The sequence below is a fragment of the uncultured Dechloromonas sp. genome (genome assembly GCF_945957265.1).
In the GTDB taxonomy this organism is placed as follows: domain Bacteria; phylum Pseudomonadota; class Gammaproteobacteria; order Burkholderiales; family Rhodocyclaceae; genus Azonexus.
Genome location: NZ_CAMFKO010000013.1, coordinates 37,125 through 56,523, shown reverse-complemented (window position 1 = coordinate 56,523; position 19,399 = coordinate 37,125). Strand labels below are relative to the sequence as shown.

The 19,399-nt window shown below is 56.0% G+C and carries 16 protein-coding genes; all 16 read left to right on the top strand.

Going from position 1 to position 19,399, the window contains the following annotated elements; translation table 11 throughout:
* Window positions 1-68 precede the first annotated feature (68 nt).
* The 16 genes from Q0P59_RS08935 (at window position 69) to Q0P59_RS08860 (ending at window position 19,271) form a co-directional block, all read left to right on the top strand.
* Window positions 69-689: an XrtA/PEP-CTERM system exopolysaccharide export protein gene (locus Q0P59_RS08935; protein WP_295005743.1), complete on the top strand. Its 621-nt coding sequence runs from the start codon at window positions 69-71 to the stop codon at window positions 687-689.
* Between the two features lie 61 nt (window positions 690-750).
* Entirely contained in the window at window positions 751-2,310 is a 1,560-nt protein-coding gene (locus Q0P59_RS08930) for an XrtA system polysaccharide chain length determinant (RefSeq protein WP_295005741.1), read from the top strand.
* A 9-nt stretch (window positions 2,311-2,319) separates the two neighbouring features.
* On the top strand, window positions 2,320-3,279 hold the full coding sequence (locus Q0P59_RS08925; protein WP_295005739.1) for an XrtA-associated tyrosine autokinase: 960 nt from the start codon (window positions 2,320-2,322) through the stop codon (window positions 3,277-3,279).
* Window positions 3,233-4,909 (top strand): TIGR03016 family PEP-CTERM system-associated outer membrane protein, encoded by a 1,677-nt coding sequence (locus Q0P59_RS08920; protein WP_295005737.1) that lies wholly within the window; start codon window positions 3,233-3,235, stop codon window positions 4,907-4,909. The genes Q0P59_RS08925 and Q0P59_RS08920 overlap by 47 nt, the downstream gene beginning before the upstream one ends.
* Before the next feature lie 4 nt (window positions 4,910-4,913).
* Window positions 4,914-6,011 carry an XrtA/PEP-CTERM system-associated ATPase gene (locus Q0P59_RS08915; protein WP_295005735.1) on the top strand — a complete coding sequence of 366 codons (1,098 nt, stop codon included), beginning with the start codon at window positions 4,914-4,916 and terminating at the stop codon, window positions 6,009-6,011.
* Window positions 6,004-7,158 (top strand): UDP-N-acetylglucosamine 2-epimerase (non-hydrolyzing), encoded by a 1,155-nt coding sequence (wecB, locus tag Q0P59_RS08910; RefSeq protein WP_295005733.1) that lies wholly within the window; start codon window positions 6,004-6,006, stop codon window positions 7,156-7,158. The genes Q0P59_RS08915 and wecB overlap by 8 nt, the downstream gene beginning before the upstream one ends.
* A 16-nt stretch (window positions 7,159-7,174) precedes the next feature.
* Entirely contained in the window at window positions 7,175-8,014 is an 840-nt protein-coding gene (locus Q0P59_RS08905; RefSeq protein ID WP_295005731.1) for an XrtA system polysaccharide deacetylase, read from the top strand.
* Between the two features lie 6 nt (window positions 8,015-8,020).
* Complete coding sequence (locus Q0P59_RS08900) at window positions 8,021-9,055, top strand: FemAB family XrtA/PEP-CTERM system-associated protein (protein ID WP_295005729.1); 1,035 nt, start codon at window positions 8,021-8,023, stop codon at window positions 9,053-9,055.
* A 2-nt stretch (window positions 9,056-9,057) separates the two neighbouring features.
* Window positions 9,058-10,272: a TIGR03087 family PEP-CTERM/XrtA system glycosyltransferase gene (locus tag Q0P59_RS08895; RefSeq protein ID WP_295005727.1), complete on the top strand. Its 1,215-nt coding sequence runs from the start codon at window positions 9,058-9,060 to the stop codon at window positions 10,270-10,272.
* A gap of 20 nt (window positions 10,273-10,292) precedes the next feature.
* Complete coding sequence (gene xrtA / locus Q0P59_RS08890; RefSeq protein WP_295005725.1) at window positions 10,293-11,801, top strand: exosortase A; 1,509 nt, start codon at window positions 10,293-10,295, stop codon at window positions 11,799-11,801.
* Entirely contained in the window at window positions 11,798-12,961 is a 1,164-nt protein-coding gene (locus Q0P59_RS08885; RefSeq protein WP_295005723.1) for a TIGR03088 family PEP-CTERM/XrtA system glycosyltransferase, read from the top strand. The genes xrtA and Q0P59_RS08885 overlap by 4 nt, the downstream gene beginning before the upstream one ends.
* Before the next feature lie 12 nt (window positions 12,962-12,973).
* Window positions 12,974-14,881 (top strand): XrtA/PEP-CTERM system amidotransferase, encoded by a 1,908-nt coding sequence (locus Q0P59_RS08880; RefSeq protein ID WP_295005721.1) that lies wholly within the window; start codon window positions 12,974-12,976, stop codon window positions 14,879-14,881.
* Window positions 14,878-16,095, top strand: a complete 1,218-nt coding sequence (locus Q0P59_RS08875; RefSeq protein WP_295005719.1) for a TIGR04063 family PEP-CTERM/XrtA system glycosyltransferase — start codon at window positions 14,878-14,880, stop codon at window positions 16,093-16,095. The genes Q0P59_RS08880 and Q0P59_RS08875 overlap by 4 nt, the downstream gene beginning before the upstream one ends.
* Before the next feature lie 36 nt (window positions 16,096-16,131).
* Window positions 16,132-17,355 carry a glycosyltransferase family 4 protein gene (locus Q0P59_RS08870; protein ID WP_295005717.1) on the top strand — a complete coding sequence of 408 codons (1,224 nt, stop codon included), beginning with the start codon at window positions 16,132-16,134 and terminating at the stop codon, window positions 17,353-17,355.
* Entirely contained in the window at window positions 17,348-18,673 is a 1,326-nt protein-coding gene (locus Q0P59_RS08865) for a putative O-glycosylation ligase, exosortase A system-associated (RefSeq protein ID WP_295005716.1), read from the top strand. The genes Q0P59_RS08870 and Q0P59_RS08865 overlap by 8 nt, the downstream gene beginning before the upstream one ends.
* Entirely contained in the window at window positions 18,657-19,271 is a 615-nt protein-coding gene (locus tag Q0P59_RS08860; protein ID WP_295005713.1) for a hypothetical protein, read from the top strand. Before Q0P59_RS08865 ends, Q0P59_RS08860 begins: the two co-directional genes overlap by 17 nt.
* The last annotated feature ends 128 nt before the right edge of the window (window positions 19,272-19,399 follow it).

Sequence of the window (19,399 nt, the reverse complement as noted above, 5' to 3'; positions counted from 1 at the left end):
ATAATCCGCTATGATTATGTCCAGCGCTTAACCTTCATACCTGTTCGCGACACAACCAAGGAATGATCATGATCCGTTTCCTCACACAACAAACGTCTCTGACAAAGTGGCTCGTAGTTGCTTTGGCGTTCGCTTTGGGAGCATGCTCTTCGCACCCGAATGCCCCGATGAATGCCGCCACTTCGGACTATAGCTACAAGATCGGCCCGGGAGACTCCCTCAATATTGTCGTGTGGCGCAATCCGGAACTTTCCATGACCGTTCCAGTTCGTCCGGACGGAAAAATTTCGTCGCCACTCATTGACGACCTTCCTGCAATGGGAAAGGACTCGACCGCACTTGCCCGTGACATCGAAAAAGAACTGGCGAAGTTCATACGCGACCCTGTTGTGACGGTCATTGTCACGGGCTTCGTCGGACCGTACAGCGAGCAGATTCGCGTTGTAGGCCAAGCTGCGAAACCGCAAATTTTGGCCTACAAGCAAAAGATGACCATTCTTGATGTGATGATTGCCGTGGGTGGCATTACTGATTTCGCAGATGGAAATCGAGCCACCATTTTGCGCACATCGGAAAACAACGCGCAATATCGCGTTCGCCTGAAAGATCTTGTTAAAAACGGCGATGTATCCGCGAACGTGGAAATGAAGCCTGGAGACGTGGTCATCATTCCCCAGAGCTGGTTCTAAGATCCCTCAGGTCGTTCAATCCGCCCCTGTTTCGTACAGGGGCTTTAATTTTGAGCTTTAGATGGAAGAAATTCTTCGACAGGCATTAACGGTCCTTCGCGCAACCTGGAAGCACAGGCGCCTCGGCATGCTGACAGCATGGATCATTGGGATCATTGCCGCAGGGGTGATTTTGCGCATCCCCAACCAATTTGAAGCCTCGGCCCGAATCTATGTAGATACGCAATCAATATTGCGGCCTCTGATGTCTGGCCTCGCCGTTCAGCCAAACATCGAACAACAAATCATGATGCTGAGCCGCACGCTGATCAGTCGCCCGAACATCGAAAAACTGATCCGGATGGCGGATTTGGATTTAAATATCAAAAACAAGACTCAACAAGAAGCGTTGATCGAGGAATTGACGACCACCTTGAAAATACAAGGTATCGGCCGCGACAATCTTTACACGATTTCCTTTCGCGACCCCGACCCTGCCAAGGCTCAGCGCGTGGTACAGGCACTCGTTTCGATTTTTATTGAATCCAGCCTGGGGGATAAGCGTCAAGACACGGACTCCGCCCGCAAGTTTCTTGAGGAACAAATCCGGAATTATGAAAAAAAGCTGGAGAGCGCTGAAAATCGATTGAAAGAGTTCAAGCTACGCAATATTGAACTCGCCACAGCCGAGGGCAGAAGCGGCGTTGATCGTCTCGGTGAACTCTCCACTCAACTCAGTGCCGCCCGCCTTCAACTGAGGGAAGCGGAGCAATCAAGAGATGCGCTGCGCCGTCAGATTGCCGGGGAAGAACCGGTATTGCTCCCGGACTCTTCGGTGGGCGATTCGACCATCTCGCTTCCCGAGATTGACGGGCGGATCGACACGCAAAAACGCAGCCTCGACACCCTCCTTCAACGCTACACGGAACAACACCCCGATGTCGTGGGTACTCGTCGCTTGATCAAAGACCTGGAGGAACAGAAACGCCAGGAAATACAAGCTCGGAAAAAGTATGCGGCAGCCAATCCCGGTGCGTCGGTCAGCAACAATCCCGTTTACCAGCAGCTCAAGGTTTCCCTTGCCGAAGCAGAAGCAAGCGCGGCCTCGCTGCGAGCCCGTGTCAGCGAGTACGAAGAACGATACAAGCGCACAACTGGATTGATGAAAAATCAACCGCAGTTGGAAGCCGAACTGACTCAACTGAATCGTGACTATGAGCTCGACAAGCGCAACTATGAACAACTGGTTGCCAGGCGTGACTCTGCCGAGTTGACCGTGGATCTCGATACTGCGGGGTCGATGGCCGACTTTCGCTTGATAGATCCACCGCGCTCATCGAACAAACCTGTTGCGCCAAACCGTCTGATGCTCCTTCCTCTCGGTTTGCTCCTGGCTGTTGCCGGCGGACTGTTTGTGGCTTTTGCAGCAAGTCAGGTTCGTCCTGTCTTTTTTGACAGCAAGACCTTGCGGGATGCCGTCGACCTTCCGATTATCGGCTCCGTCTCCCTTATTCCAAATGATGCAAGAAAACTGAAGGAACGTGCCAGCCTTCGTCGTTTCCTGATGGCTCTGTCCGGGCTCTTCTTGGCGTATTTGGCGGGAATTGGATCACTTGTCTTCCTTGCCCAACGCGCTAACTGAGGTTGAAAAATGAGTCTAATAGAACAAGCCGCCAAGCGCCTTGAACAGCTACGCCAAGCGGGCGTCGAATTGCCGTCGGACGAAGCAAAACTCGAACCCAAGCTGGGCCAGACAGATAAATCGATATTCAAGCCTCCTCTCCCCGCCGATGCATCCGAAACACGGGAAAAAGCCGTTGTCCGCCAACCCGAGGAGAAGCCCGCCGAGGTCGAAACACGCGCCAGCAAATCAATCGTTCTGAATCTCGAGACCATTGCGGCATCGGGCTTGCTAGTACCCCATGCCGCACGCAATCAATTGGCCGACGAATTCCGCGTAATCAAGCGCCCCCTGATTGCAAATGCCATGGGGCGCAGTGGTTCTGCCGTACCAAACGGCAACCTCATCATGGTTACCAGCGCTCTGCCCGGCGAAGGCAAAAGTTTTACCGCGATCAATTTGGCGATCAGCATCGCAATGGAACTCGACAATACCGTCATGCTTGTCGACGCGGACGTAGCGAGGCCATCGGTGCTCAACATGCTTGGTCTCCCCCAAAGCGCAGGCCTTCTCGACGTCCTGAAGGAAAACTCGCTGGATATTTCCGGTGCCCTGCTACGCACCAACATCGAAAAGCTATCCATTCTTCCCAGCGGAACCCCGCACCCTCGTGCCACGGAATTGCTAGCCAGCGACACCATGATTCGCCTGCTTGAGGACATGTCCAGTCGTTACAGCGATCGAATCATCATCTTTGACTCGCCGCCGCTCTTGTTGACCACCGAGGCCCGTGTGCTCGCAACACATATGGGACAGGTCGTGATCGTCGTGAACGCTGAAAACACTGCGCAAGCTGCAGTGAAACAAGCCATTACAACAATCGATGCCTGCCCGGTAAAGATGATGGTACTGAATCAGGTTCGCGCTGATAAAGCAGACGGCTATGGCTACGGATATGGCTATGGATATGGGCAGAAACATGAAGCTTGATCGCACATCCACCTCGCAATATTGCCGGTGGCTGCTGGTAACAACGTCGATATGTTCGGCACAACTCCATGCACAAAGCCCCTCCCCTGAAGCGTCGCTCCCCTCATCGGCAATGCAACCGGGTTTTCTTTCCCAAGGCAATTTGGGCGGTGGCGACGGACGTGCCTTCTCGATCAAACCACGACTTTCGCTATCGGAGACCTGGAGCGACAATGTTTCGCTCGCCCGCATAAACGGTACGAAGGATAGCGGTTTCATTACCGAAGTCGCCCCGGGTGTGCAGATAGATGCACGAACAGCCCGCTTGAAGGGGTACTTCGATTACACCTTGCGCGGACAGTTCTATACGACGCCTTCCGGATACAGCCGAACCCAGAACCAACTGAATACATTCGGCACACTTGAAGCGGTATCCAACTGGCTGTACCTCGACTTCAGCGGCATTATTGCCCAGCAGTCCATTTCTGCCTTTGGGACCCAGTCTCCCAGCTCAGCCAATCTGAACAGCAACGCGACCGAAACCTCGAGCTACAGACTGTCTCCGTATATACGCGGCCAATTGGCTGGCCTCGCCGAATATATCGTTCGTTACAACTACTCGACAACGCAGACGAGCGTATCCAATACCTCGGATATTGATATCTCCGAGTGGACCGGGCAGTTACGAGGAAGCACGCCGTTTCAGAGCCTCCGCTGGTCACTGGATGCTTCCCAGCAGACTGCGGACTACAGTCGAGGACGTCAAACAGACTCGGAACGACTATCTGCATCCGCCACCTATACGGTAATTCCCCAACTCAGGCTAACGCTTAGTGGTGGTCAGGAGGCCAATAACTTCGCTTCCGCAGAAAAAGAGAATCACACGACCCATGGCTATGGCTTTGACTGGAACCCCACAGAACGCACCCAGATTTCCGGATTCAAGGAACGGCGCTTCTTCGGAGACGGACACCGCTACACTTTCAGCCATCGTTTCCCTTTAAGTACGATCAGTTTTTCCGACTCCAAAGACGTGTCCGTATTGCCGAATCAGTTCGCGACGGTCGGACGTGGAACCGTGTTTGATCAATGGAAGCAGTTATTCAGCCAACTGCTCGCCAGCCAATACCCCAACCCCGTCCAATTGGACATAGAAGCCACCAAGCTTGCGAATGCATTTCTTTCGGCATTTGGCATTCCGGGCAACACACAAGCTACGAGCAGTTTCCTGACCTCGCGAGCCACGATTCAGCGCCGGCAACAGCTTACATTGGCCATGCAAGGGGCCAGAAACACGCTCACGGTTATGTTTAACCGGAACGAGAACCAAACCATTCTTGCCAACGACACCGTTAGCGATGACTTCTCCATCAACAATACCAACAGCATCAAGCAACGGGGAGTAATCGTAAACTTTTCTCATCAACTCACCGGTGAATCAAATGCCACATTGATGGCATCCCGTCAGGAAAGCATCGGTGCCGGCACCACGATTCAGAAAGTCACGACCACCATGTATCAGGGAAGCTTGATGTCGAAGCTCGGGCCGCGAACATCCGGTTCGATATCGGTACGCCATACGAAATTCGACACACCAACCAATCCTTATACCGAAAACGCCCTGATCGGCACAATTTCGTTCATTTACTAACGGTATGTACGAGTCTTTTTTTGAACTAAAGAGCAAACCCTTCCAGCTAAACCCGGACCCAACGTTCTATTTCAGCAGCAAGCAGCATCGCCGAGCGCAAGCCTATCTCGAATATGGCATGCACCAGAATGAAGGGTTTATTGTCATTACGGGTGAAGTAGGCGCGGGAAAGACGACCATCGTTCGCGGCCTTCTGGAAGGTCTTGATGCGGAAAAGGTCATTGCTGCTCAGTTGGTGAGCACTCAACTCGATGCCGACGACACCTTGCGTCTCGTTGGGGCTGCGTTTGGCTTGCGCACGAAAGATGTAGCCAAGTCCGATGTACTGATGTCTCTTGAAGCCTTCCTGATCAGCATGGCGACCAAGGGCAAGCGTTGCCTGCTGGTGGTGGACGAAGCACAGAATCTGACGGCCCGTGCTGTCGAAGAGTTGCGCATGCTATCCAATTTCCAATACGGAAATCAGGCGTTGTTGCAGAGTTTCCTGATCGGCCAGCCCGAATTCAGGCAAATTCTGCAAAGCCCTCACATGATGCAGTTTCGCCAGAGGGTCATTGCGGCCTGCCATATCGGCCCGTTGGATATGACGGAAACGCAGGGATATATCGAACATCGCTTAAAGATGGCAGGGGCGCGAGCGGGCTTACCCGAACTCTCCGCTGCCGCCTTCGAATCGATATTCAAGGCCAGCAGTGGCATCCCGCGGCGCATTAATTCGGTTTGCGATCGTTTGTTGCTCTTTGGCTTCCTCAACAATCAGAAATCGTTCGATGCTCACGATGTCGACGAAGTTGCCAAGGAAATATTCGAAGAGACCATTGGCGGCACGACGCAGATCAGCGCCCAGCAACTCCTGGAGAGCCCAGACGGGAGTACCGGCCTGAATCCGCTGGCCGCATCGATCAGCTATCAAAACAACCCACATGAGCTGATTGCCACCCTTAATGCAGAACATGTTTCCGCGCGCCTGGCACGGCTTGAAAGCAGTTTGGCGCAACTGGAACGCATTAACAGCACCACGCTTGCCTTGCTGCAACAAATTTTCAAGCAAAACCCCGCTTCGCCGCAACAATCACTCAGCAAGGAAAATACCGATGTCTAAATGCTGGCCCAAAACGCTCGGCCCGGTCATATGCGTTGTCGGCGCACGCCCAAACTTCATGAAGATGGCGCCGATTTTGCGTGCATTCCTTGCAAACGATCCAGTCATTCCCACGCTATTGGTCCATACCGGCCAGCATTATGACCGGGACATGAGCGACAAGTTGTTTGAGGATCTTCGCCTGCCGCGGCCAGACATCAACCTGGAAGTCGGCTCTGGCACCCATGCCGTTCAAACAGCAGAAGTGATGCGCCGTTTTGAGCCGGTCATCGATCAGCATTCCCCCTCCTGCGTGCTGGTTGTCGGTGATGTCAACTCAACGCTCGCCTGCGCCCTGGTTGCGGCCAAGAAGGGGGTTCCGGTTGTACACGTCGAGGCCGGATTGCGAAGTTACGACAGAACCATGCCGGAAGAAATCAATCGGGTTCTCACCGACCAGATTGCCGACCTTCTTTACACGACGGAAAGAAGTGCCGCCGACAATCTGTCGCGAGAAGGCATTTCCAACGAACGCATTCGTTTTGTAGGCAACGTCATGATTGACTCCCTGCTCAGCAACCTGGACGTTGCTCGCGCCACGCGCGATACGCTGAAGGAGAACGGAGTCCCTGAAAGCATCATCCAGAGCATCCAAGATTACGGCGTGGTGACGATGCACCGCCCCGCCAACGTCGACGACCCCGATATCTTGCAATCGCTGCTAACGGTCTTGCGCGATATTTCGGTCGAACTGCCCTTGATCTTCGCTCTCCACCCTCGCACAAAGGCGAACATCGAACGCTTCGGCCTGGAAGCACTTATCGATCGCAACAGAATGATCGTACTTCCACCTCAAGGTTATCTGGAAATGCTGGGCTTGATGGCGAAGTCCAAAATCGTGCTTACCGATTCAGGTGGTCTCCAGGAGGAAACGACGGCATTGGGTATTCCTTGCCTGACCATGCGAGAAAATACGGAACGCCCCATCACTATCGAGCAAGGCACAAACACGATGGTTGGTCGCGATGTCAGTTCAATTCGATGCCACGCGCAGGAAATTCTTGCTGGCAAAGGGAAAAGCGGCCGGACTCCGGAATATTGGGACGGCCACGCGGCAGAACGGATTGCCGCCGACCTGGCATCTTGGCTCACAGAAAAGAACGGCTGACACAGGACAGGTTGCCATGACGGTTTCCGGTACACGCAACGCCCTGACAATTGATGTCGAGGACTATTTTCAGGTATCGGCCTTTGCCCCGCATATCCCGAGGTCCGAATGGCCGCTCAGGGAATGCAGGGTTGAAAGAAATGTGGATATTATTCTCTCGATGCTGGATCAGCACGATACAAAAGCCACGTTTTTCACGCTCGGATGGATTGCTGAACGTTACCCCCATATCGTTCGACAAATAGTTGCCAACGGCCACGAAATTGCCAGTCATGGCTATGGACACGAACGCGCTACCGATCAGAGCCCTGACAGCTTCTTTGCTGATGTCAATGTTGCAAAACTGATCCTGGAAGATATTGCTGGCACGGAAATCAAGGGCTATCGCGCCCCCAGCTTTTCCATCGGCGAGAAAAACCTCTGGGCGTTTGAATGTCTGGAAAAAGCGGGTTACCTGTACAGTTCGAGCATATATCCCATCCGCCATGATCACTATGGCATGCCGAATGCGCCACGCCACGCCCACTCGATCGGCAATCTGCTGGAGATACCGGCAACCACGCTTCGATTCTTCAGCCGGAACTGGCCTGCCAGCGGTGGCGGGTACTTCCGTTTGCTACCCTATGGCCTTTCGCGCTGGATGATCCAACGCATCAATCACGTTGATCAACTCCCCGCTGTCTTCTATTTTCATCCGTGGGAAATCGATGTCGAGCAACCACGAGTCGAGGGAGTCAGTGCAAAAACCCGTTTCCGCCACTATCTGAATATCCATCGAATGGAACAACGGCTGCATCGTCTCCTGGGCGACTTTTCCTGGACTCGAATGGACAAGCTGTTCCTCAACAAAGCCTGAAATCATTTGAAAATCAATCGGCTTCTTCCCTCAGATACAAAAGGTTTCAGCCGCTGGAACGCTTTTGTCGCAAATTGCCCCGAGGCGACTTTTTTTCATCGCCCCGAGTGGCAGACCATCCTGCGGGATGTTTTTCGCCATGACACCTATTTCCTCTACGTTGAACAGGACGGCGAAATCTCGGGCATTCTTCCGCTCGCCCACGTAAAGAGCATTCTTTTCGGAAACGCGCTGGTTTCCCTTCCCTTCACCGTTTATGCGGGGATAGCAGCCACGAGCACGGAGGCAGTCAGCGCACTGGAAGAGGCTGCACAGGATCTCGCACGAGAACTTGGCGTTGAACATCTGGAGTTCCGCAACCTCGCACCAAGGCATGCCGAGTGGCCCACGCAGGATTTGTACGTCACTTTTCGGAAGCAGATACTCCCAGACGCTGATGCCAACATGAAGGCAATTCCTCGCAAACAGCGCGCCATGGTTCGCAAGGGAATAAACAATGGGCTGATCAGCCAGGTTGACCCAAGCAGCGATCGCTTCTTTTCCTTGTTTGCGAGCAACGTCCATCGTCACGGCACACCGGCCTTGCCCAAAAAGTATTTCGATACGCTGTTGCGGCTGTTTGGAAACGACTGCGAAATCCTGACCGTCTGCTCTGCTGAAGGGAAGCCCTTAAGCAGCGTCCTGTCGTTCTATTTCCGCGACGAGGTGTTGCCTTATTATGCCGGCGACGACGAAGATGCCCGCCATCTGGCAGCCAATGATTTCAAATATTGGGAGTTGATGCGCCGCAGTTCCGAACGGGGCATAAAAATATTCGACTACGGCCGCAGCAAGGTCGGGACAGGTCCTTACGCCTTCAAGAAAAACTGGGGATTTGAACCCCAGTCGCTCTTCTATGAATACTGCCTGTACAAGCGCGAAAGCATTCCGCAAAACAATCCTTCCAACGCAAAGTACAAAATATTCATTGAAGCCTGGCGCCGCATGCCGATCTCGCTGGCCAATGCAATTGGGCCACACATCGTGCGGAACCTGGGTTAGTCATGGCAAACATTCTTTATCTCGTACATCGCCTTCCCTACCCTCCCAATAAAGGCGACAAAGTCCGATCGTTCCATTTGCTGAAACATTTGGCAGCAAGGCATCAAGTCTTTCTGGGAACGTTTGTTGACGATCCCGATGACATTCAACACATCGAGACGGTCAGGCAATACTGCAGCAAGATCCACGTCGCCCATCTGAATCCGCGTACCGCCAAGATTCGCAGCCTCAATGGATTGTTGGCAGGCGATCCCCTCACGCTTCGCTACTACCGCGATGCCGGGTTACAGCACTGGGTCAATCAAGTCTGCGCTTCGGAAAAAATCGATGCTGCAGTCGTTTTCTGCTCCGCCATGGCCCAATACATCGATCATCTGCAACGGCTGCCCAGAGTGATCGACTTTGTCGATGTAGATTCGGCGAAATGGACTCAGTACGCCCCCAATCATCGTTGGCCCATGTCATGGCTGTATCGCCGTGAAGGGAAAAGCCTGCTGAATTATGAAAGGCAGATCGCCGCCAAGGCAGCGCGATCGTTCTTCGTTACCGAAGCAGAAGCGGGGTTATTCAACACACTCGCCCCCGAGTGCTCCGTCCGGGTCGGAGCCATTTGCAACGGTGTCGATGCGGGTTACTTCACGCCAGACAGCCAGTTATGCATGCCATATGCAGCCGATGAGATACCGGTCGTATTCACCGGCGCAATGGACTACCACCCAAATATCGATGCGGTAACCTGGTTTTGCTCCGCCGTGTTGCCCAAGTTGCTTGAGCGCTGGCCACGACTTCGTTTTTACATCGTCGGCCGTAGCCCGACGGCAGAAGTCATGGCTCTGGCAGGCGCACACATCACGGTAACCGGTACCGTTCCCGACGTCCGTCCTTATCTGCAACATGCGGCAGTCGTTGTGGCGCCCTTGCGTATTGCTCGCGGCATACAAAACAAGATACTGGAAGCCATGGCCATGTCTCGCCCGGTCGTCGCCTCGGCGGAATGTGCGAGTGCAGTTGACGCGATACACGATGAAGAACTGCTAACTGCATCAACACCCGAACAGTATTCGGCCCAGATCGATCGCTTGCTGAGCACTCCTGACGAGGCCGCCAATATTGGTCGCAAGGCTCGGGCGCGCGTCTTGGCCCGTTATAGCTGGGAGGCCCACCTATCCGGGATAGACCAGTATCTGCCTGCGACGGTAAACCAGGGGGTATTGTGAACTCCCGCGCGGAATCACCCATGCGAATGTGGCGCGACACGCTGGCGTTGATTGCGCTGACGCTGGCCGTGCTTGGCTACTGCTATCGTGAAACCTTCATGGCGATGGCCGAAATCTGGTGGCGCTCGGAAACCTATACCCATGGGCTTTTGGTTCCCTTCATATCAGGATGGCTTGTGTGGCGGTCACGTCACCGGATAACTCGCCTGATGCCTCAGGCGTGGTTATGGCCGCTTGTTCTGCTGGGGATATCGGTATTTGCCTGGTTGCTGGGGGAAATAACAGCGGTCAATGCGCTGACACAGTTCTCCATCGTGGCAATCGTCGTCGTTTCCTGCATGACACTGCTTGGAAAGACAATCAGCAAGGAACTCGCATTCCCTTTCGTTTTCCTGTTTTTCGCTGTACCAATCGGGGATTTTCTGATGCCGAGGCTGATGGAGTGGACAGCGGACTTCACCGTCATTGCCGTTCGACTCAGCGGAATCCCCGTCTACCGTGAAGGTCAGAATTTCGTCATCCCCAGCGGAAATTGGTCGGTGGTCGAGGCATGTAGCGGCATCCGCTACCTGATCGCTTCCCTGACGATCGGCACGCTATACGCTTACCTGACATACACATCGCTGAAGCGCCGAATGATCTTCATAGGCGTCTCCATCCTGGTGCCGATTTTCGCCAACTGGCTACGCGCCTACATGATCGTCATGCTCGGGCACCTGTCCGGCAACAAACTGGCGGTCGGAGTGGATCACTTGATCTACGGCTGGATTTTCTTTGGCGTAGTCATCGCCATCATGTTTGCCATCGGCATGCGCTGGTCTGAACCGGAATCCCATGACGACCCTGTCTCGGTACCCGACGCGATGCCAAGCAGCGGGCATGAAACCCGACCGATATTCCTTTCGACCTTCATCATCATATTGATGCTGGTTGCCGGGCCGATCGCCAAAGACAGGATTCAAGGTGGCATCAACAGCCTGCCCCCATCTCTTGAGACCCCGCAAGCCGCGGGCGCTTGGCAATCTACTTCACGCCTGGTCGACTTGCAGCCTCACTTCGATAATCCGTCGGTGGAAAAACACGAAACGTTCAAGTCAGGAAACCAGCAGGTTGGCTTCTACATCGCCTACTACCGAAATCAAGACTTCGATCGAAAGCTCGTCACCTCAACCAATGCTATCGTGACCACCACGAATCCGGCTTGGCAGTTGGCCGCCAGCGGAACTCAAACGCTGGAAGGAAACGCCCGGATTACCCGCGTAAAAACCTTCGAGCTGGTTCACAAATCCGGGGCAATCGATGATCGCTATGTCGCCTGGCAGTGGTACTGGGTCAACGGTCGTTTCACGAGCAGCGAGATCGAGGCGAAATGGCTAACCGCGTGGTCGATGCTTTCGGGTCTTGGCGACGACTCCGCCGCGGTGATCATCTACGCCCCCAAAGCCGTCGCCGCACAAGCACTCACCGCATTCAGCCATGACATGACCGAGGTCATTCATGCGTCGCTGGCACGTACCCAGTCGCGATGACCGACCAACGCCCTCTCGTCGCCCATGTCATGCACCGCTTCGACACAGGCGGCCTCGAAAACGGCATCGTCAACCTGATCAACCACATGCCGGAATCCGCCTATCGGCATGCCGTCATCGCACTGACCGACATTACCGATTTCAGGCAACGCATCAAACGCACCGACGTCGAGTTCATTGCCATGAACAAGGCACCAGGGCATGTCTTCTGGATATATCCGCAACTCTATCGAATTTTCCGTGAGTTACGTCCCGCCATCGTTCACACCCGGAATCTTGCCGCCCTGGAAGCCCAGGTTCCGGCTTGGCTGTCCGGCGTGGCAGCCCGAGTGCACGGCGAACATGGGCGGGATGTCGGCGACTACGATGGCACCAACAAGAAATGCCAATGGATTCGGCGGATTTACAGCCCGTTCGTGAAGCATTACATAGCGCTCTCGCAAGATCTGGCCGAATATCTGGTCCATCCCGTCGGCATTTCATCCAAGCGCGTGACTCAGATCTACAACGGCGTTGACGCCATCCGCTTCCATCCTGTCGAACACCGGCAGCCAATTCCCGGTTCCCCCTTCAATGCTCATGAAGGATGGATTGTCGGTACTGCCGGACGCATGCAAACCGTCAAGGATCAAACCAACCTGGCGAAGGCTTTCGTTCTGGCGATCCAGCGCACCCCCGAGTTGCGGCAAAGCCTGCGCCTGATCATGGTTGGCGAAGGCCCGCTGCGCCAGGAGTCGGAAACCATATTGCACAATGCAGGCCTCGGCGATCTGGCCTGGTTGCCTGGCGAGCGAACAGACGTCCCGACAATCATGCAGGGACTCGATTGTTTCGTCCTGCCTTCAATCGCCGAGGGAATATCCAATACAATCCTCGAAGCGATGGCGAGCGGATTGCCGGTCATCGCAACGGCAGTCGGCGGCAACCTCGAACTCGTCGAAGAAGGGCGAAGTGGTTGCCTGGTTCCCGCTTCCAACCCGTCCTGTTTGGCGGGCGCTCTCATCTATCTTGCACGGCAACCCGGGATGGCTCGATCGATGGGCCAACATGGCCGGCAACTCGTCGAACGGAACTACAGCATGGATGCCATGGTTCGCAACTACCAACAACTCTACGACCGCCTTTTCTACGGGAAGATGCGGCAACTCAACACCAACTGAGAGTAGCAAAGCATGTGCGGAATCACAGGGATCTTCGACACCCGGGGCAAGCGCGACATCGACCGCGCCATCCTCCATCGCATGAACGAATCGCAGTTCCACCGCGGACCCGACGAGGGGGGGCTGCACCTTGAGCCCGGTGTCGGACTGGGCCATCGCCGCCTGTCGATCATCGACCTGTCCACCGGCCAACAGCCGCTTTACAACGAGGACAACAGCGTTTGCGTGGTCTTCAACGGGGAAATCTACAACTACCAGGAACTGATTCCCGAACTTCAGGCACTCGGCCACACTTTCCACACCCGGAGCGACACGGAAGTCATCGTGCACGCCTGGGAAGCCTGGGGCGAGCGCTGCGTCGACCGCTTTCGTGGCATGTTCGCCTTTGCTCTGTGGGACCGCAATCGCGAAATCCTCTTCCTCGCCCGCGACCGTCTTGGCGTCAAACCGCTGTTCTACGCGCTGCTCGATGACGGCAGCTTTTTGTTCGGCTCCGAACTGAAATCGCTGCTCGCCCACGGCGGCCTGAAGCGCGACATCGATCCCTGCGCCGTCGAGGAATATTTCGCCCTGGGTTACGTGGCCGAGCCGCGCGCCATTTTCAAGCAGGCAAAGAAACTGCCGCCCGCCTGCACCCTATTGTTGCGCCGCGGCCAGCCGGTCGGCGAACCCCGTGAATACTGGGATGTCCGTTTCACCCTCGACAATCCGATCAGCGAGCAGGACGCACGCGCCGAACTGACCCACCGCCTGGAAGAGTCGATCAAACTGCGCATGGTCTCGGAAGTACCGCTCGGCGCCTTCCTCTCCGGCGGCGTCGATTCCAGCGCCGTGGTCGCCATCATGGCCGGACTCTCCGCCGATCCGGTCAACACCTGCTCAATCGGCTTCTCCGATCCGGCTTTCAACGAATCTGAATTCGCCAAGATGGTGGCCGACCGCTACCGCACGAATCACTATCTCGATATCGTCGAAAGCGACGATTTCGACCTGATCGACACCCTGGCCAAGCTCTACGACGAACCCTACGCCGACAGTTCGGCGATTCCCACCTATCGCGTCTGCCAGCTCGCCCGCAAGCATGTCACCGTTGCCCTCTCCGGCGATGGCGGCGACGAGAGCTTTGGCGGCTATCGCCGCTATCGCCTGCACCTGATGGAAGAAAAGATGCGCTCGGCGTTGCCGCTGGCCCTGCGCCGCCCCCTCTTCGGCACCCTGGGCAAACTGTATCCGAAAGCCGACTGGGCACCACGCGTCTTCCGCGCCAAGACGACCTTCGAAGGCATCGCCCGCTCGTCGGTCGAAGGCTACTTCCACTCGATTTCCATCCTCCGTGCGCCGATGCGCCGGCAGCTGTTCAGCGACAGCTTCAAGTCCGCCCTGGGCGGCTACGATGCCCAGCAGGTGTTCCAACGCCATGCCGGCCAGGCGAACACCGACGACCCTCTCGCCCTGATCCAGTATCTCGACCTGAAAACCTACCTGGTCGGCGACATCAACACCAAGGTCGATCGCGCCAGCATGGCCCATTCGCTGGAAGTCCGCGAACCGCTGATGGATCACCAACTGGTCGAATGGCTGGCGACGCTGCGCTCATCTGAAAAGATCCGCGGCCAGGAGGGCAAGCACATCCTCAAGAAGTCGATGGAACCCTATCTGCCGAACGACGTGCTCTACCGACCCAAAATGGGTTTCTCGGTGCCGCTCGCCCGCTGGTTCCGCGGTCCGCTCAAGCAACGCGTCGAGGACGCCATTCTCGGTTCCCGTCTGGCCGATACCGGCTGGTTCAACCGGGACTACCTGCAGCAGCTGGTCACCGACCACAACAACGGCGCCCGTGATTACAGCGCTTCGATCTGGACCTTGCTGATGTTCGAGGCCTTTCTGCGCAACGTTATGGAGCCGGAGTTACAGGCATGACCCGCACGCTCCACGTCCTCGATCACTCCATCCCGCTGCATAGCGGCTACACCTTCCGCACGGCTGCCCTGCTCCGCGAGCAACGTGCCTTGGGGTGGCAGACCTTCCATGTAACCTCCCCCAAACAAGGTGCCTGCAAGCTAACCGTCGAAGAAGTCGATGGCCTGCAGTTTTACCGTACCCCCCTGCCCTGCGGCATCGCCTCCAGGCTGCCCATCGTCAAGGAATTCGCCTTGATGCGGCAGTTGGAAAAACGTCTTGAAGAAGTCGCTCGCGAAATCCGTCCGGACATCATCCACGCCCACTCCCCTGTACTCAATGCCCTGCCCGCCATCAAGGTGGCTCGCAAACTGGGCATTCCGGTCGTCTACGAAATCCGCGCCTTCTGGGAGGATGCCGCCGTAGACCATGGCAGCACCCACGAAGGCAGCCTGCGCTATCGGGCCACGCGCGCCCTCGAGACCCGTGCCATCCGGCAGGTCGACCACGTATTCACCATTTGCGAAGGCCTGCGGGCCGATATCGTGGGACGCGGCATTGCCGCCGAAAAAGTCACCGTCATTCCGAATGCCGTCGATATCGAGTCTTTCCAGCTGGCCAGCCCGCCCGACCCGAAACTCCAGCAACAATGGGGATTGAGCGGAAAAACGGTGATCGGTTTTATCGGTTCCTTCTATGCCTACGAAGGGCTCGATCTATTGCTCGACAGCTTCCCGATGATCCTCGAAACGGCCCCCGACACCCGCCTTCTTCTGGTCGGCGGCGGGCCGCAGGAAAACAATCTGAAGCGGCAAGCCCAAGCCCTCGGCATCGCCGACAAGGTCATTTTCACGGGCCGGGTGCCGCACAAGGAAGTTAACCGCTATTACGACCTGATCGACGTCCTTGCCTATCCCCGCCATTCGATGCGCCTGACCGAACTGGTGACGCCGCTCAAACCTCTGGAAGCAATGGCACAAGGCAAACTCTTCGTGGCATCGGACGTTGGCGGCCATCAGGAACTCATCACAGACCGCTACAACGGAATCCTGTTCAAGGCGGGTAATCCAGGAGCTTTGGCAACCAGCATTCGCGAACTGATTTCCTCCCGCGGGCATTGGCCACAACTTCATGCCAACGGCCGTCGTTTCGTCGAGGACGTTCGCAACTGGCGCAACAGTGTCGCAAACTATATCGCGCCGTACACCCGGCTGACCAGCAAGAAACCGATTTGAGCTTCGGTGCATAGACGCCTATCTCGACGACTTCTTATGCCTCGCCCCATCAAGACACTACTGTTTTCCTCACTATACCCAAGTTCCGTACGCCCGGGACACGGTATCTTTGTTGAGACCCGGTTACGCGAGCTGCTGAAAACGGGCAAGGTCGAAACCCAGGTAGTCGCTCCGGTCCCCTGGTTTCCGTTCTCCAGCACCGTCTTCGGCGAATACGGGCGCTTTGCCGCCACACCGAAATTCGAACGCTGGAACGGCATCGCCGTGCACCATCCGCGTTATTACCTCTTGCCCAAAATCGGCATGAACTTGGCACCGCAGGCTCTCGCCAATGGTGCCATACCGACCATACGCAAGCTCATCGCCGAAGGGTTCGACTTCGACCTGATCGATGCCCACTACTATTACCCCGACGGCGTCGCCGCCGGCATCATTGCCCGAGCCATCGGCAAGCCCTTCATCGTGACGGCGCGGGGTAGCGATCTCAATCTCATTCCGAACTACCGCGAGCCTCGCCGACGCATTCTGGAAACGGCATCCCTAGCCGACGCCTCGATCGGCGTCTGCAATGCGTTGATGGAAAGGCTTTCCAGCCTGGGGGCGGCACCTGAAAAGCTGGATGTCTTCCGCAACGGGGTAGATCTCGAGCGTTTCCACCCGGAACCCATGCCAGAAGCGCGTCGCCTTTTAGGTCTGCCGGGGGGGAAAATCATCCTTTCCGTCGGCAACCTGGTGGAACTCAAGGGGCACGCCATCGCCATTTCGGCAATGCCCGCTCTCCCTGCCGATACAAACCTGGTTATCGTCGGCAAAGGTCCGCTCGAATCGGAACTGAAGAGCCTTGCAGACCGCCTGCGGGTCAGTGACCGCATTGTCTTTGCCGGCTCGATACCGAATACCGACCTGCGCTGGTGGTACAGCGCGGCGGACGTATTGGTGCTCTGCTCCAGCCGCGAAGGCTGGGCCAATGTCCTGCTCGAGTCCATGGCTTGCGGAACCCCGGTGATTTCAACCGCGGTCGGTGGAACGCCAGAGATTGTGACCAATCCACAGGTAGGCCGCCTGATGCATACACGAGATTCGGCAGCCCTTGTCGAGGCGCTCCTCGGCCTGATGAACAACTACCCCGACCGCGCGGCGATTCGCCAATACGCCGAACAATACTCCTGGGCCGACACATCAAACCGCCAGGTCGCGCTATTTCGTCGCATCATGGCTTCACAATGCGCCCCCCGACCGGAAGCCGCCTCTCATGCGTGACATTGCGCTCATTGCGATATTCGCCGTACTCATTCCGACCATCTTTCGCCGGCCCTATATCGGCGCCCTGGCCTGGGCATGGGTCAGCATGATGTCGCCCCATCGTCTTGCCTACGGGATCGCATTCGATATTCCCTTCGCCATGCTCACCGCCGTATCCGTCTTGCTGGTCACTCCGTTCAGTTCGCAACGCAAGCCGTTTCCGGTCAATTCCATTACGGTACTGCTCATTGCGTTCGTGATCTGGATGTCGATCACCGCACAAACAGCGATCAACCCGGATGCAGATGCGGTATTTTGGACCTGGAAACAGGTCCTCAAAACCCAGCTCATGCTGCTCGTCTCCTTGATGCTTCTACGCGGCCGCGAACAAATCGTCGCGTTGGTCTGGGTCATGGTTGTTTCTATCGGGTTCTACGGAACCAAGGGGGGTATCTTCACTCTGATCAACGGTGGCTCCTTCCGTGTCTGGGGTCCCGCCGATACCTTCATCGAAGGGAACAATGAGTTGGCGCTCGCCCTGGTCACCCTGATCCCGCTCATGTACTACCTGATCAGAATATCGGCCAACCCATGGCTGCGGCGAGGTCTCTGGGCATCGATGGCCTTCTGCGTTTTTTCTATTCTCGGTAGCCACTCCCGTGGTGCCCTCATCGCCATTTTCGGAATGGGAACTTTCTTCATTCTGAAAAGCGACCGGAAAATCTTGATGGGGCTCGGCTTTTCAGCCCTGCTGGCCACTGCCCTGCTGTTCATGCCGGAAGAATGGTATAGCCGGATGAACACCATCTCCACCTACGAGGAAGACGGCTCTGCACAAAGCCGGCTCAATACCTGGGCGACCATCTGGAACATGGCGCTTGACCGCCCCATCATCGGCGGCGGATTCCGGATCGGCAGCGACGTTCTGTATTACCTCTACTCGCCCGGCCCCTGGATCAAGTCATTCGACTCCCACAGCATCTATTTCCAGGCCCTGGGCGAGCATGGCTTCCCCGGCTTGTTCATGTATCTGGCCCTGGGCATAGTCACCTGGCGATCGGCCACGCGGCTTGCGCGTCGTGCCAAAGGCACCGAATACGAGACCTGGGTGCCTCTGCTGATGTCGATGATCCAGGTCAGTATCGTCGGCTTCGCCACCGGCGGCGCCTTCCTCGGACTGCTGCATTTCGACTTCCCTTATTATCTGGCGGCACTCGTGGTACTCGTCAAAGCCACCATCGATGAAGACAAGAAAATAGCGAACCCGCTTACCATTGCACCATCAAATCCACCCAGCATTCGGATCAGAAAGCCACCCCATGGCATCAACAGCTAGCGCCATCATTCTGACAGCCTTCGTCGCTTTGGGCTTCTCAACGCCCGTCTCTGCAGAAATGCAAATGACCGACGCTGAATACGCCATGCTTCCGGACTACTGCAAGCATAAGGCGGCGGTATCAGCCCGGCACCAACCTACGCCATCCAAACACTGGGAAAACGAACTGGGCAAGGGATACTGGGCAATACACCACTACTGCTGGGCGCAGGTTCGTATCGCTCGCTCCTATCGCTACGGCATCTCCCGCGAATTACGAGCAAGCGAGCTCAACACAGCCGTCAACGACCTCAACTATGTCATTGAGCGCTCTCAGCCGGAGATGCCTCTCCTTAGTGAAATCCTGGCAGTCAAAGGGCAAGTCCTGCTTCGAGTCGGCAATACCCGAGCAGCTGAAGAGTCGCTGCAGGAATCCATCCGTATCGATCCTGCCTCCTGGCGAGCCTATCTCTATTGGGCGCTGCATTTGAACCAAACTGGAAGACGGCAGGAGGCCATAAAGCTGGTCAACGAAGGACTGGAGCAGGTTCCGGAATCTCGCGCCCTGAAAGACTTGGCGAAAGACCTGAAACAAAAGACGAGCATCGAGAAAAAATAACGAGCGCTCCGCTCGCCCGATATCCAGCCCCCAATCGCCATATGCTCTGGAAACCCTTACTAAGACTCCTTTCCGGTCACGGAACGCAACCAAGACTCCAGGTGTTCATTTTCCACAGAATACCGAAC

What these genes read in the sequence shown, in the direction of transcription:
- Q0P59_RS08935 (WP_295005743.1), top strand. Translation starts at nt 69, where the DNA reads ATGATCCGTTTCCTCACACAACAAACGTCTCTGACAAAGTGGCTCGTA.
- Q0P59_RS08930 (WP_295005741.1), top strand. Translation starts at nt 751, where the DNA reads ATGGAAGAAATTCTTCGACAGGCATTAACGGTCCTTCGCGCAACCTGG.
- Q0P59_RS08925 (WP_295005739.1), top strand. Translation starts at nt 2,320, where the DNA reads ATGAGTCTAATAGAACAAGCCGCCAAGCGCCTTGAACAGCTACGCCAA.
- Q0P59_RS08920 (WP_295005737.1), top strand. Translation starts at nt 3,233, where the DNA reads ATGGCTACGGATATGGCTATGGATATGGGCAGAAACATGAAGCTTGAT.
- Q0P59_RS08915 (WP_295005735.1), top strand. Translation starts at nt 4,914, where the DNA reads ATGTACGAGTCTTTTTTTGAACTAAAGAGCAAACCCTTCCAGCTAAAC.
- wecB (WP_295005733.1), top strand. Translation starts at nt 6,004, where the DNA reads ATGTCTAAATGCTGGCCCAAAACGCTCGGCCCGGTCATATGCGTTGTC.
- Q0P59_RS08905 (WP_295005731.1), top strand. Translation starts at nt 7,175, where the DNA reads ATGACGGTTTCCGGTACACGCAACGCCCTGACAATTGATGTCGAGGAC.
- Q0P59_RS08895 (WP_295005727.1), top strand. Translation starts at nt 9,058, where the DNA reads ATGGCAAACATTCTTTATCTCGTACATCGCCTTCCCTACCCTCCCAAT.
- xrtA (WP_295005725.1), top strand. Translation starts at nt 10,293, where the DNA reads ATGCGAATGTGGCGCGACACGCTGGCGTTGATTGCGCTGACGCTGGCC.
- Q0P59_RS08885 (WP_295005723.1), top strand. Translation starts at nt 11,798, where the DNA reads ATGACCGACCAACGCCCTCTCGTCGCCCATGTCATGCACCGCTTCGAC.
- Q0P59_RS08880 (WP_295005721.1), top strand. Translation starts at nt 12,974, where the DNA reads ATGTGCGGAATCACAGGGATCTTCGACACCCGGGGCAAGCGCGACATC.
- Q0P59_RS08875 (WP_295005719.1), top strand. Translation starts at nt 14,878, where the DNA reads ATGACCCGCACGCTCCACGTCCTCGATCACTCCATCCCGCTGCATAGC.
- Q0P59_RS08870 (WP_295005717.1), top strand. Translation starts at nt 16,132, where the DNA reads ATGCCTCGCCCCATCAAGACACTACTGTTTTCCTCACTATACCCAAGT.
- Q0P59_RS08865 (WP_295005716.1), top strand. Translation starts at nt 17,348, where the DNA reads ATGCGTGACATTGCGCTCATTGCGATATTCGCCGTACTCATTCCGACC.
- Q0P59_RS08860 (WP_295005713.1), top strand. Translation starts at nt 18,657, where the DNA reads ATGGCATCAACAGCTAGCGCCATCATTCTGACAGCCTTCGTCGCTTTG.